This is a genomic window from Acinetobacter sp. TGL-Y2 (assembly GCF_001612555.1).
In the GTDB taxonomy this organism is placed as follows: Bacteria; Pseudomonadota; Gammaproteobacteria; order Pseudomonadales; family Moraxellaceae; genus Acinetobacter.
In genome coordinates this window covers 3,174,462-3,187,638 of the sequence record NZ_CP015110.1, presented here as the reverse complement: position 1 = coordinate 3,187,638, position 13,177 = coordinate 3,174,462, and the positions used below count along the sequence as shown (strand labels likewise).

The window sequence follows — 13,177 nt, the reverse complement described above, 5'->3', positions numbered from 1 at the left end:
GTGAAAACTAAAAGATGACTTAGAAACGATATTTAGCAGCTAAACCAAATTTATTGTAATCATTTGAAGCGACATCACCAAAACCAACACGACCTTCTACGCTAACTTGCTGATTAAAGAATTTACGTGCGCTGATGCCGAATTCACTATTGTCATTTAGGTCGTTGCTATAATAGTCAGCACCAACACTTAAAGATTGATCAATGAAGTAGTCAGCAGCTAAATTAAACTCATCTAGATCGCCAAATGCAGCGCCTGCTTCTAGGTTAATAGCTTTACCATTACTTAAAGTTGTTACGTATTTAGCACGTAATGTTGGATCAACACCATCGTCATAATCGTTATCATAACCTTTCAAACCTGCTGCAATGAGCAGGCCTGGTGCTGGTAGGTAACCAACTTCGGCACCGTACAACGTTGTGTCAAAGTCTGCGCCATTTGGATATTCAATATCTTGACGGGCAACATTACCACTGACATAGAAATCTGAATTTGGTACGTAGTATTCTGCACCTACACCGTATTTAGTTGCTTCAGCATCACCAACTTCATCGTAGTTGAATTGAGCATTCACATTGCTTGCACGGTCCAAGAACGCCGCTTCAGCTAAAGGTGAATTACGTGTCTGAACAGGATTGAAGTAATAAGTACCATCCACACCGAAAGAACCACTTGAACTACCATTATCTGGATCGATTAATCCAGCAGAAGCACCTACTTCAGCTTGGTATGCGTTTGCGGTTCCAGTTACAGCCAAAGCTGAAAGAAGAGCAGAAGCGATTGCTAACTTTTTCATGAAACTTCCCCTTGAAGATTAAATTCGGATACATTTTTTGTTACATCTTCGAGTCTAGAGCGTTTTAAAACTGCGTCAATCATTAGCATGTAACCCTAGTGTAATTAGCGTAAATTAATGTAATTTTCACACTTTAAGCTCATGAATATTAAAAGGTTTAAGGTGATGTTTTAATTTATTAAAATTGTAGAGAAACTGTGTATTTACAATATTTATACTTATTTTTAAATCAATTAATCAACCTTTGGTTGATTAAAATAAGAACTTTGATCATTAACTTTAGTGGTGTTTATTTTTTAAAATACGTGAATATAAAACCATTACAAATAATTTTTAACTTTTATTAAATCTCCTTCTTAAATTAAAAAATCATTAATTAGACTTCTTTCATAAGTCATTTTTTATTCAGCTCCATGTTGTAAATTCCAGCAATTAAATTGAATCTTAAGCCCAGTCTTTTTCCACGGTTACGATATCGCTCAGCAAGAATTTTGAAAGTTTTCAAACTACCAAATATATGCTCAATGCCAATTCTCCTTTTATTGATTTCTTGATTATACATTTTTAGCTCAGGATCCAGTTTGCAGCGCTTTTTTGCTTTTAATGGCAATAGGCTATTCGCATATACTGCATAAATCCCTTGATAGCCTTTATCTGCAAGAATGAAGGCACCTATAGGAATCTGATTCAAGTTACGTTTGAAGAGTTCAAAATCATGTACAGCACCACGACTCGTGCATAAACTTAGAATTTTCTGAGTCTTATAATGAATGATGGCTTGAACTTTGAAAGTATGTGCCTTCTTCTTCCCACTATAGCTTTTCTTCTGTTTTTTTAGGCCTTTGTATTGTAATTTCTGTGGCATCTACGATCACCACATTCCAATCAATGCCTTCGCCTTCTGGCAAATCCTTTGGTAAATTAAATAAATTCGACTTGATGAGGCAGTCCTCTACGTGGCGGACGATTCTTGAAGCTGTAGGCTCTGAAACACCATAACTTGTTGCGACATGGAACAATGTTCGGTATTCACGCCAATAACTTAAGCATAGAAGGATTTGATCTTCTATGCTCAATTTAGGTGGTCTGCCTTTGGCAGGAACATGCATATTAAGTTGCTCAACCATTAAATAAAAGGTTGACCATGAGATGCCTGTATATCGCTTGAACTGTGTTTCAGAAAGCTTTTTTGAATCGATGTATTTCATTCAAAGATTATGCATGATTATTGAAGAGGCTTTGGTACAAATAATCGGCAAAAGATTGATTATTTTTTGATTTATGAAAGAGATTTATTATTGAAATTTAAATTGATACTAAAATTTCGTTTTTAGGCGAAGGGCATAGCAGGAGAGTGTATTTAACAAAAAGTATCTCCTTTTACGAAGTCTCACGTTATATCTACTCGAAGGAGGGGCACTTCTATGGTGAATTTTTAGAGCTTGAAAATGACTGATGAGAAAATACGATTGTCTGATTATCATTTATGATTGGGTCATGAGCAGGCTGTATTCAATGCGTCCGAGCAGACTGTGATATAATTTGCCTCTTCAAAATCTATCTACTTTGATTGAGAGTAATTCGCGTGGAAATTAATCCTTATCTAATCCAATTAAAAGACTTAAACGACCGTGGTCAAACATTACGGGGGTATCTTTGACTACGATCTAAAGAAAGAGCGTTTAGAAGAGGTCCTCCGCGAATTAGAAGATCCAAATATTTGGAATGATCAAAGCCGTGCGCAAGCCATGGCAAAAGAAAAAGGTGAACTTGAAAACGTATTGAACGTTTTAGAAGGTTTAACCACGCAGCTTCAAGATGCGCAAGCATTATTGGATTTGGCTGTAGAAGTCGATGATGAAAGTTTACTGGAAGATGTCCAAGCAGAACTGACGGCCTCAGAATCAGAACTTGCCAAACTAGAATTCCGTCGTATGTTCAGTAACCCAATGGATCCGAATCCGTGTTATGTCGAGATTCAAGCAGGTTCTGGTGGTACAGAAGCACAAGACTGGGCATCGATGTTACTGCGCATGTATTTACGCTGGATCGAACGTCATGGCTTTAAGGCTGAATTGATGGAAGAATCTGACGGTGATGTGGCGGGTATTAAGTCTGCGACCATTCGTGTTGAAGGCGAATATGCTTACGGTTGGTTACGTACTGAATCTGGTGTACATCGCCTTGTTCGTAAGTCGCCATTTGACTCAGGTAACCGTCGTCATACCTCATTCTCAGCTGTTTTTGTATCGCCTGAAGTGGATGACAATATTGAAATTGATATTAATCCCGCCGATGTTCGTACAGATACCTACCGTGCATCAGGCGCGGGTGGTCAGCACATTAACAAAACCGATTCTGCGGTACGTTTAACGCATGCGCCAACAGGTATTGTGGTGGCGTGTCAGAACCAACGTTCACAACATGCCAACCGTGATCATGCATGGAAACAGTTACGTGCAAAACTGTATGAGCGTGAAATGCAAATCCGTAATGATGCGGCTAAAGCTTTAGAAGACACCAAGTCAGATATTGGGTGGGGCAGTCAAATTCGTTCATACGTCTTAGATGACTCACGCATTAAGGATTTACGTACCAGTGTAGAAAGCTCAAACACTGGGGCTGTACTGGATGGTGACCTAGATAAGTTCATTGAGGCAAGCTTGAAACAAGGTCTTTAAGGGGCAAATCTTAAGATTTAAAAAGCGGAGCTTCGGCTCTGTTTTTTTATCTCTGGGTTATGCTAAATGCAGAGATAAAATTTTTAATTGACTCAAACTGAAGTTCAGTTTTAGAACAATGTTAGAATCAAAATTACTTGCACCGTCAGCATTGAGATTGAATTAATTTGTATATATCGAGTTAAATCGATATTAATATCTAAAAAAATCGATATAATGATCTTGGCACAGTGCAGATCATGACTTTGAGTGAAATGAGATGGACACAGAAGCGATTTATAAAGCCCTATCTAACCCGATTAGACGACAGATTCTATTATGTTTAAAAGATCCTGAGCAATTTATTCCAAAAAATGAATGCGTTGAAGATTTTAGTCGTGGAGTTTGTGCAGGACAGATTGAAAAAATTGCAGATGTTTCTCAGTCTACGATGTCGAATCACTTGTCTGTTTTACAGCAAGCAGGTTTGATTCAGGCAACGAAGTATGGTCAATGGTCTTATTTTTCGCGTAATGAAGCACTGATTCAAAATTTTGTATCACATATTCAACAGTCGCTATAACGTAAAGACGTAGCGTGATGAGGTAAGGTAAATGGCGGATTTCAATACACCTATTCAATTTGGCGAATTAAAATTAAAAAACCGTGTGGTGATGGCGCCTTTGACGCGTAGCCGAGCAACAGCGGATCGTGTTCCGACTCCAATAATGGCTGAGTACTATGCACAGCGTGCAAGTTCAGGACTGATTATTGCTGAAGCGACGGTGATTTCTGAAGAAGCTAATGGCTATGAAAATACGCCAGGTTTGTTCACAGATGCACAGGTTGAAGGTTGGAAAATGGTCACTGAGGCAGTTCATGCCAAAGGGGGGCTCATTGTTTCTCAGCTTTGGCATGTCGGTCGTGTATCACATCCAGATTTATTAAACGGTGAAACGCCAGTTTCTGCAAGTAATGTTCAACAAGCAGGTCAGGTCAGTTTACTACGTCCAAAACGTGACTATGTTGTACCGCGTCCGCTTGAAATTTCAGAAATTCAGGCCATTACTGCGCAGTTTAAACAAGCTGCAATTTATGCTCAAGCTGCGGGTTTTGATGGTGTAGAATTACATGCTGCCAACGGTTATTTAATTGACCAATTCTTGCAAAGCAAAACCAATCAACGTGAAGACATCTACGGTGGTTCTGTTGAAAACCGCGCGCGCTTCCTATTGGAAGTTGTAGATGCGCTGATTGAAGTCTGGGGCGCAGGTCGTGTGGGTGTGCATTTGGCACCACGCGGCGATGAGCACGATATGGGTGATCACGATCCACGTGAAACTTTCGGCTATGTCTTAGAGCAACTAGGCAAACGTCAGATTGCTTTCTTCTTTACGCGTGAATATTTGGCTGACGACAGTATCAGTCAATATTTAAAAGAGCGTTCAAATGGCATCCCATATATTGCCAATATGAAATTAGATCGTGAAACTGCACTGGATTTATTGGTATCTGAAAAAGCCGATGCAGTCTCATTTGGTAAAGCCTATATTGCAAACCCAGATTTATATGAGCGCTTGATACAAGATGCGCCACTGAATGAATTGAAGTTTGAAAATATGATCGGCACCCATGTCCCTGAAGGTTATGTCGATTATCCATTTTTAGCAGAGAGTTTGGCACACGCTGAATAAGCGCTAAGCCTGTACATTTAAGTAGTCATAGGCAGAGCATGAGTGGTGAATCCACTTATGCTCTGTTATATTTTTAAACATTCATTTGATTTGAGGTCACTTTTTTGGCAACTCCATTTTGGTATAACGCAGCATTGGTGCTTCTTAAGCCCGTTTATCAATGGCGTATAAAAAAACGTGCCGAAAATGAACAGCAGTATCAACAAGAATATCTAGAACGCTTTGGACCTTTTCAGCCCCCTAAAAATCTGGATACCATTTGGTTTCATGTGGTCTCTGTAGGGGAAACCAATGCAGCACAGCCATTAATCGAGCATTATTTAAAATTAGGGCATCCCGTTTTAGTCACCAATACCACTAAAACAGGTCAGGCGCGTGCAAAGTCGTTATTTCTTAGAGCACCCTATGAAGCGCGCTTTCAAGCGGTATATTTACCTGCAGATCAAAAGCACTTAGTTCAGGCTTTCTTCCAAAAATATCAACCGAAAATGTTGATTTTGGTCGAAACTGAACTGTGGCCGAACTTGATTGATCAAGCCAAAATTGCCCATGTTCCGACGATATTGGTCAATGCACGTCTTTCTGAAAAATCAGCCCAAGGCTATGCCAAAGTGCCAAGTCTTACCCGGCCGATGTTATTGGGTATAGATCAGCTTTTGGCGCAAGATCAGGCATCTTTAGCGCGGTTTCAGCAGTTGGGTATGTCCCAGAGTCAAAGTCAGGTGGTGGGGAGTATTAAATTTGATATTCATGCACCGCAAGGCTTCATCGAACAAGCCAAAGAGTTAAAAAGCGAATGGCAACTGTCGAATCGTAAGATTGTCACCATTGCCAGTACCCATGCGCCAGAAGAGCAATTGCTGCTCGACGCATTTAAGGATCAACTACAACATGATCCAAGCTTATTATTAATCGTGGTTCCGCGTCATCCTGAACGCTTTGATGACGTCTATCAAATAACACAAAATTTAAATTTAAACACCCAGCGCCGCAGCCTAAATCAGGCGATTGAATCGGATACGCAAGTGTATTTGGCCGATAGCATGGGGGAAATGTGGCTGTGGTATGCCTTAAGTCAAGCCTGCTTTGTGGGAGGGTCTTTAAATTCACCGGGTGGTGGGCACAATATATTAGAGCCGATTGCACTACGTGTGCCGACAGTGATTGGACCCAACTATTTTAATTTTCAGATCATTGTGGATGAGTTCGTTGCAGCCTATGCAGTCGCAGTGGGACAAGATGCTCCGCAGATTGCCGCGATGCTGATGGATTTCATTGAAAATCCCGCTTTAGCAATGCAAATGAGTGAAAATGCGGACGCCATTATGCAAAAAAATGCAGGATCCTTAGCAAAACATATTGCGGTTTTGGATCGTTATTTATAATGGTTATGAATACTCATCGCCTCAATATTCTTCAAAATGACAGTGATTTTGTCTAGACATGATCTAATTTTGACGGGGCAAGAGTGAAAAAGCCTTTTTCTATCCGCTACGATGTTCTATAGCATAGAGAAACTGACGCCACCCTTGTCACCCATCGCCTATCTTTATTCAGTATTTTTTTATTTTGGATTTTATGAATATCGTCCTGCTTGATCCACGCCAAACTGAATCTGAACTTTGGTCGATTACCTCAAAACGTCAGCTTGAGCATTTAAAAACCCATGTCGATGTCAAAGTGGGGGATACGCTAAAAGTGGGTATCAAAGCAGGAAAAAGATATCTCACCGAAGTGGTAGATGTGTCTGAGCAAGCGATTCGTGTCAAAGCTTTGTATGAAGAAGTGATCCCGAAAAAGCTACCAGTTACCCTTATTTTAGCCATGCCAAGGCCCAAAGTTTTACGCCGTTTAATTCAAGATAGTGTGACTTTGGGGGTCGAAAAGATCATTTTATTGCACAGTTATCGGGTCGATAAAAGCTATTGGCAGACGCCATTTTTACAGCAGTTAGATCATTTTATAGATTTAGGTTTGGAGCAAGCGGGCGACACTGTGGCGCCTCAAATTGAAATATTCAAACGCTTTAAACCCTTTGTCGAAGATGTATTACCTACGCTGATTACTGTGGATACCCCTTGTTATGTGGCACATCCTTATGTTGAATCCAATATGCCTTATGCCATTGATCATGCATGTACCATTGTGATTGGTCCAGAAGGTGGCTTTATTCCTTTTGAAGTTGATCTGCTCATCAAAAACGGCTGCCAAGCACTGAGTCTGGGCAACCGTATTATTCGAACTGAGACTGTGATTCCCTATGTATTGGGCAGATTATTTAGTTCAAACATTTAAGCTGTTCAGTACATTAATTTATACTTTTTAATTTAGAATTTTTGCACGCGCAGACTCTTCCTCTTGCACAGAAGGGTCACCGCGGTAAACTTTCACTTCTTGAACTGGATAAGGAATCGAGACATCATTTTCCGCAAAAGCATGAATGACTTTTTCTTGTATCGAACTGATCGAATTTGAAGTGCCAGTTTCGCCCGTATCCACCCACCACTGAACTTTGAGATGGACTGAAAAGTCTGCCAATGCTGCGACGTTCACACTAAAACCTGGCTGACTCAAAATGCTGCTGTCACGATCTAAAATATCTAACACGATTTCTTTGGCTTTTTGCACGTCATCTTCATAGCCAATTCCCACAATAAATTCACAGCGTCGACGTTTATAGGCTGTATTGACGGTTACTGCACTGGTATACACCGTAGCATTTGGAATCACGATGCGACGCCCGTCAGGTGAGCGTAAGTAAGTCGCACGAATTTGAATATCTTCAACCGTACCTTCCATGCCTGAGACAATAATATCATCGCCAATTTTGAAGGGTTCACTGAGTAAGATCAAAACGCCAGACAACAAGTTTTGGAAAATATCTTTAAATGCAAAACCAATCGCCACCGAGCCGATACCCAAAGCACTCATGAGTTGGCCGGGTGTAAAGCCTGGAATGGCAATGACCATGGCAATCAGAAAACCAAAGAAAATAATGGCTGAAGCACCGACGCGATTTAACACCAACACCAAGTTTTGACGGGTATAGGTACGATCAGACAATGTTTTGCGCACGAAAAATTTGAAAACTTTGGACAATAGCCAAAAAATAGTAAATACCACCAGTGCAATACAGATATAGGGAATACGTTCCCAGAAACCATCCATAATTTTATCGATGGTGCTATAGGCATCGTTATATTTTGAAGTATGCGCAAGCACAGTTTGTGCAGTCTTTTCCGATGCCTCATGCAAAATTTGAGTGGTACCTTGTGTGACATCACTTAAGGTATTTTGTTGTTCAGCCACGAGCGTTCCGAATCTAAAGAATTGTGCTATTTTGCCTGAAAATACACAAAAATTAAAAGATTTGACGTATTCACTCTGCATATTTCATGTTAATGCTTAAACTGATTTGATCGAGTCCGTTGCAGAGATAAAACGATACACAGGTTTCGCAGTATTTCCGTATTGAGCGATAAAAAGACAAGATCACCACATTATGCAAAATGGTATGAAATGCCAACAAAATAAGTGAAAAATGTAGATTTTAGACAATCCTGATGTGCATAAAACATTAGATGATCTAACGATAGCCTTGCACGATCAATGCAAAAAATAACATCTCAGTTTTATTCTGAATGCGTGCGATCTATTTTAAAAGTGTATATAAATGAATCAATAATCTACGACCAAAGCATGATTGTTTGCATTTTTAAAGTATAGTCATACTGAGCATATAAGATAAAAAATGATCAATAGGGTCTGTACAAATCTCGAGATGAGATACATAACTCAAGGATGTGAATCATGAATGAACTTTATCCTGTTCCAGAGCACTTTAAAAAAACCGCACGTACCAGTGAAGAACAATATTTTGAACGCTATCAACAGTCGATTGAAAATCCTGATGAGTTTTGGGCGGAAGCTGCCAAAAAACTTGATTGGATTAAACCTTTCACGCAAGTCAAAAATACCAATTTCAGTCCAGATCAATACAAGGTTGAATGGTTTGCAGATGGTGAGTTAAATGTCAGTGAAAACTGTTTAGATCGTCATTTAAAGGAACATCCGCACAAGCCTGCGATTATTTGGGAAGGGGATCATCCCTCTCGACACAAAATTATTTCATTTGAAGAGTTGCATGATGAGGTCTGCCGTTTCGCTAACGTGCTCAAAAAGCGCGGCGTGACCAAAGGTGACCGTGTGGTGCTGTATATGCCAATGGTGCCGGAAGCTGCGATTGCGATGCTGGCATGTACACGTATAGGTGCTGTGCACTGTGTGGTCTTTGGCGGGTTCTCTCCTGACTCATTGGCCAGTCGTATTGATGACAGCCAAGCCAAAGTCATTATTACCGCAGACTCAGGCATGCGCGGTGGCAAGCCCATTCCACTGAAAGAAAATGTTGATGCAGCACTGGCTTTAGAGGGAACAGATTCAGTCAGTCATGTGATTGTGGTGCATCGCACAGGTAATCCAATCACGATGAAGGAAAATCGTGATTTGTGGTATCACATGGAAATTATGTCTGTGAACGACATTTGTCCACCTGAGCCGATGAAGGCCGAAGATCCACTTTTCATTTTGTACACCTCTGGTTCAACGGGGAAACCCAAAGGCGTCCTGCATACCACGGGCGGATATTTAACGTTTGTAAATACTTCCTTTCGTGAAGTGTTTGACTTAAAGCAGGATGATGTTTTTTGGTGTACCGCAGATGTGGGTTGGATTACAGGGCATTCATATGTGTTGTATGGTCCACTATCTAACGGCACGACTACGCTGATGTTTGAGGGTGTACCTCAGTATCCAACGTGGGCACGTACAGGGCATATTGTCGATAAGCACAACGTCACGATTTTATATACTGCGCCGACTGCCATCCGCGCCATGATGCGTGAGGGCGATGCCTTCATTCGTGAAAGTGACCGAAGCAGTTTACGTCTATTAGGGTCAGTAGGAGAGCCGATTAATCCTGAAGCTTGGAACTGGTATTACAGTGTTGTCGGTGAAAGTCGTTGTCCTATTGTCGACACTTGGTGGCAAACAGAAACTGGGGGCTTCATGATTACACCGCTGCCGGGTGCCACGGCGTTAAAACCAGGTTCTGCCACACGTCCTTTCTTTGGCGTGCAGCCGGCATTGGTCGATGCTGAAGGTCAAGAACTCGAAGGTGAAGCAGAAGGGAATCTGGTGATTAAAGACTCTTGGCCAGGTCAAATGCGCACCATTTGGGGAGATCCTGAACGTTTTATAGAAGCATATTTTGCAACTTATCCGGGCAGTTATTTCACAGGCGACGGGGCACGTCGTGATAAAGATGGCTATTACTGGATTACAGGTCGTGTTGATGATGTCTTAAATGTTTCAGGACATCGCTTGGGTACAGCTGAAATTGAGAGCGCATTGGTGGCGCATGAGCATGTTGCTGAAGCGGCAGTGGTCGGTATGCCACATGACATCAAAGGGCAAGGCGTGGCAGCCTATGTGACGCTGCAAGCGGATACTCTAGAGTCAGAAGAACTTCGCAAAGAACTTGTGGGGTGGGTGCGTAAAGTGCTTGGGCCTGTGGCGACGCCCGACGCGATCTATTGGGCGCCTGCATTACCCAAAACCCGCTCTGGTAAAATCATGCGCCGTATTTTAAGAAAAATTGCCGCGAATGAGTTAGACAGTCTTGGCGATACCTCGACTTTGGCAGATCCACAAGTGGTCGATCAACTGATTGCTGAGGTTAAATCACAGCACCCTTAGATCGCATGCGCGCTTTACTCGCATACCGCTAGATGGGCTAGCGGTATTTTTAATTTTGGCATAAGTACAGCAGGCATTTTGCTAAGGCGTATTGCCTGAATCTGCTAAGCTTTTTCGCATCTGTAAAATGGTTCAGTATCATGAATGTTTCCCCAAAAAAGACCCTGCACACACCGCTGGATATTGCAAAACAACTCGCACAGATTTTTGCGGACACTGCCGCTGAACGAGATAAGCAAGGCGGAAATCCCAAACGTGAACGCGACCTAATTCGTCAAAGTGGCTTATTGGGACTTTCAATTCCGGTCGAATTTGGCGGTCAGGGTGCAGATTGGGCGACCATTTTTAAAACCATTCAAACGCTTGCTCAAGTGGATAGTTCACTTGCGCATGTTTATGGGTTTCATCATTTACTCATTGCGACCGTGCAACTATTTGCTCAACCAGAACAATACCAAGAATGGTTTAAGCAGACTGCTCAACAGAACTTATTTTGGGGAAATACCTTAAACCCTTTAGATAAAAGAACGACAGCGACCCAAATTTCTGAACATGAATACATTTTCCATGGCGATAAAAGCTTCTGTTCTGGTTCAATTGATTCAGATATCTTGCTGTGTTCTGGTTTTAATGCGGCTAACCAATTACTGATTGGGGTGATTCCAACCGCACGAGAGGGGGTGAGCTTTTTAGGCGATTGGAACAATATGGGACAACGCCAAACCGACAGTGGAAGCAGTCATTTTGAACAGGTCAAAATTCATCAAAATGAACTGCTCTTAAATCCAGGCCCTTTAAGCACGCCGTATTCGAGTTTAAGACCTTTGATTGCACAACTGATTTTTGTACATTTGTTTTTAGGGGTAGCTGAAGGCGCCTTTGAGACAGCCCGACAAGCGGTACAAACTCAAAAAGCATGGTCAAAATCTTTGGCTGACAATGCAGTCAATGATCCCTTTACTCAAAAGCATTTTGCAGAATTTTATGTGCAACTCGAAAGTGTCCGTTTGCTGGCGCAGAAAGCAGTGGAAATACTTCAAAAGGCGTGGGATATTGGGGAAGGTTTAGATGCAGACCAGCGTGGAGAAGTCTCGATTGCTATTGCGACCGCCAAGATTGCTGCAACAAATACGTCACTGTTCATTACCCAAAATATTTTTCAGGTCATGGGTGCACGTGCTACCACAGCGCAATTAAATCTCGATCGATTCTGGCGTAACGTGCGTACCCAAACGTTGCATGACCCGATTGATTATAAATATCAAGAAGTGGGGGAGTGGGTATTAACTGGAAAAGTACCTGATCCAAGTTTTTACGCTTAATATTTTTGCAATAAAAAGCTCACATCACGTGAGCTTTTTCTGCATATATTTTTGAATGATAACTTAATTTTTGTGTGTGCGTAGATTTGGTAACAACATGGTCAAAACCCCAAGTAAGGGTAAGTATGAAGCAAAACTAAAGACCCATGCAATTCTCTGATGATCAGCAGCGGAGCCTAATGCTGCTGCCGCAATACCACTGACGCCAAACATTAAACCGAACATTAATCCAGAAATCATGCCCACTCGTCCTGGCACTGCTTCTTGCGCATAAACCACCATGGCAGCAAAAGCAGATGACATGATCAACCCAGCTAAAATCGCAAAGACACAGGTCCAGAATAAATTGGCATAAGGCATCAACAAAGCAAAAGGAGCCATGCCCAGAAATGAAATCCAAATGACTGCTTTACGTCCTATTTTGTCTCCAACAGGACCCCCTACAAAAGTACCAAAAGCAACGGCAGCTAAAAATGCAAATAAATACAGTTGAGCTTGTTGAATAGAGATATGAAACTTATCAATTAAATAGAAAATATAATAATTACTTATACTTGAAATATAAGTGAATTTAGCAAACATCAAAAAGCAGATAATGACCAAAGCACGAGTCAAAGTTGATTTACTCAGTTTTGCTTGAGTCATTTGAATGGGTTTTCCTTGGGAAGAAAGTGCAAAACTCACAGTCCAGCGACTAATTTTGAATAAGACGAAAATAGCGAAGATGGCGACCACCATGAACCATGCTGCAGATGCTTGACCATTGGGTACGATAATGGCGGCCGCTAATAATGGCCCGATAGCAGAACCACTATTCCCTCCGACTTAGAAGGCCGACTGTGCTGTACCAAATCTCCCTCCAGAGGCCATACGTGCAACGGTAGTGTTCAAAAACAACGTGTTTTAATCTAGAATAGACTTAAAAATACCTGAGTAATAGACCTTAAA

At 41.4% G+C, this 13,177-nt stretch carries 11 protein-coding genes and 1 pseudogene; 7 read left to right on the top strand and 5 right to left on the bottom strand.

Features of this window, described 5'->3' with window-relative positions; translation table 11 throughout:
* Positions 1-19 precede the first annotated feature (19 nt).
* The 3 genes from AMD27_RS15235 to AMD27_RS15225 all read right to left on the bottom strand — a co-directional run bounded on the left by AMD27_RS15235 (position 20) and on the right by AMD27_RS15225 (position 2,004).
* Positions 20-796 (bottom strand): putative porin, encoded by a 777-nt coding sequence (locus AMD27_RS15235; RefSeq protein WP_067662107.1) that lies wholly within the window; start codon positions 794-796, stop codon positions 20-22.
* A 394-nt stretch (positions 797-1,190) separates the two neighbouring features.
* Positions 1,191-1,661: a transposase family protein gene (locus AMD27_RS15230; RefSeq protein ID WP_067655823.1), complete on the bottom strand. Its 471-nt coding sequence runs from the start codon at positions 1,659-1,661 to the stop codon at positions 1,191-1,193.
* On the bottom strand, positions 1,609-2,004 hold the full coding sequence (locus AMD27_RS15225) for a transposase family protein (protein ID WP_067655826.1): 396 nt from the start codon (positions 2,002-2,004) through the stop codon (positions 1,609-1,611). The genes AMD27_RS15230 and AMD27_RS15225 overlap by 53 nt, the downstream gene beginning before the upstream one ends.
* A 377-nt stretch (positions 2,005-2,381) precedes the next feature.
* Between AMD27_RS15225 and prfB the strand changes: the two genes are divergently transcribed.
* From prfB to AMD27_RS15200, 5 genes are all read left to right on the top strand, one after another.
* Positions 2,382-3,477 (top strand): peptide chain release factor 2 gene (gene prfB, locus AMD27_RS15220; RefSeq protein ID WP_150115789.1). Its coding sequence is split into 2 segments (ribosomal slippage): positions 2,382-2,453 and positions 2,455-3,477, totalling 1,095 coding nucleotides; the frame shifts between segments, so codons are not numbered across the junction.
* A 259-nt stretch (positions 3,478-3,736) separates the two neighbouring features.
* Positions 3,737-4,039, top strand: a complete 303-nt coding sequence (locus AMD27_RS15215) for an ArsR/SmtB family transcription factor (protein WP_067662095.1) — start codon at positions 3,737-3,739, stop codon at positions 4,037-4,039.
* Positions 4,040-4,070: 31 nt separating this feature from the next.
* Complete coding sequence (locus AMD27_RS15210; protein WP_067662092.1) at positions 4,071-5,150, top strand: alkene reductase; 1,080 nt, start codon at positions 4,071-4,073, stop codon at positions 5,148-5,150.
* Positions 5,151-5,254: 104 nt separating this feature from the next.
* Positions 5,255-6,535 carry a 3-deoxy-D-manno-octulosonic acid transferase gene (locus AMD27_RS15205; RefSeq protein ID WP_067662089.1) on the top strand — a complete coding sequence of 427 codons (1,281 nt, stop codon included), beginning with the start codon at positions 5,255-5,257 and terminating at the stop codon, positions 6,533-6,535.
* A 193-nt stretch (positions 6,536-6,728) separates the two neighbouring features.
* The gene (locus AMD27_RS15200; protein WP_067662086.1) at positions 6,729-7,445 is read left to right on the top strand and encodes a 16S rRNA (uracil(1498)-N(3))-methyltransferase; all 717 of its coding nucleotides are present in this window, start codon (positions 6,729-6,731) and stop codon (positions 7,443-7,445) included.
* Positions 7,446-7,472: 27 nt separating this feature from the next.
* Here AMD27_RS15200 and AMD27_RS15195 read toward each other — a convergent pair whose 3' ends face one another.
* Positions 7,473-8,459, bottom strand: a complete 987-nt coding sequence (locus AMD27_RS15195; RefSeq protein ID WP_067663074.1) for a mechanosensitive ion channel family protein — start codon at positions 8,457-8,459, stop codon at positions 7,473-7,475.
* A gap of 501 nt (positions 8,460-8,960) precedes the next feature.
* Between AMD27_RS15195 and acs the strand changes: the two genes are divergently transcribed.
* Together acs and AMD27_RS15185 are read left to right on the top strand one after the other, a co-directional pair.
* The gene (gene acs / locus AMD27_RS15190; protein ID WP_067662083.1) at positions 8,961-10,907 is read left to right on the top strand and encodes an acetate--CoA ligase; all 1,947 of its coding nucleotides are present in this window, start codon (positions 8,961-8,963) and stop codon (positions 10,905-10,907) included.
* A gap of 140 nt (positions 10,908-11,047) precedes the next feature.
* Entirely contained in the window at positions 11,048-12,229 is a 1,182-nt protein-coding gene (locus AMD27_RS15185; RefSeq protein ID WP_067662080.1) for an acyl-CoA dehydrogenase family protein, read from the top strand.
* 63 nt (positions 12,230-12,292) lie between these two features.
* Here the strand turns inward: AMD27_RS15185 and AMD27_RS15180 are convergent.
* A pseudogene (locus tag AMD27_RS15180) lies at positions 12,293-13,108 on the bottom strand (MFS transporter); the annotation flags it as partial.
* Positions 13,109-13,177: the final 69 nt, after the last annotated feature.

Coding starts and splice junctions, on each gene's coding strand:
- acs (WP_067662083.1), top strand. CDS start 8,961: ATGAATGAACTTTATCCTGTTCCAGAGCACTTTAAAAAAACCGCACGT.
- AMD27_RS15235 (WP_067662107.1), bottom strand. CDS start 796: ATGAAAAAGTTAGCAATCGCTTCTGCTCTTCTTTCAGCTTTGGCTGTA.
- AMD27_RS15185 (WP_067662080.1), top strand. CDS start 11,048: ATGAATGTTTCCCCAAAAAAGACCCTGCACACACCGCTGGATATTGCA.
- AMD27_RS15225 (WP_067655826.1), bottom strand. CDS start 2,004: ATGAAATACATCGATTCAAAAAAGCTTTCTGAAACACAGTTCAAGCGA.
- AMD27_RS15210 (WP_067662092.1), top strand. CDS start 4,071: ATGGCGGATTTCAATACACCTATTCAATTTGGCGAATTAAAATTAAAA.
- AMD27_RS15230 (WP_067655823.1), bottom strand. CDS start 1,661: ATGCCACAGAAATTACAATACAAAGGCCTAAAAAAACAGAAGAAAAGC.
- AMD27_RS15200 (WP_067662086.1), top strand. CDS start 6,729: ATGAATATCGTCCTGCTTGATCCACGCCAAACTGAATCTGAACTTTGG.
- AMD27_RS15215 (WP_067662095.1), top strand. CDS start 3,737: ATGGACACAGAAGCGATTTATAAAGCCCTATCTAACCCGATTAGACGA.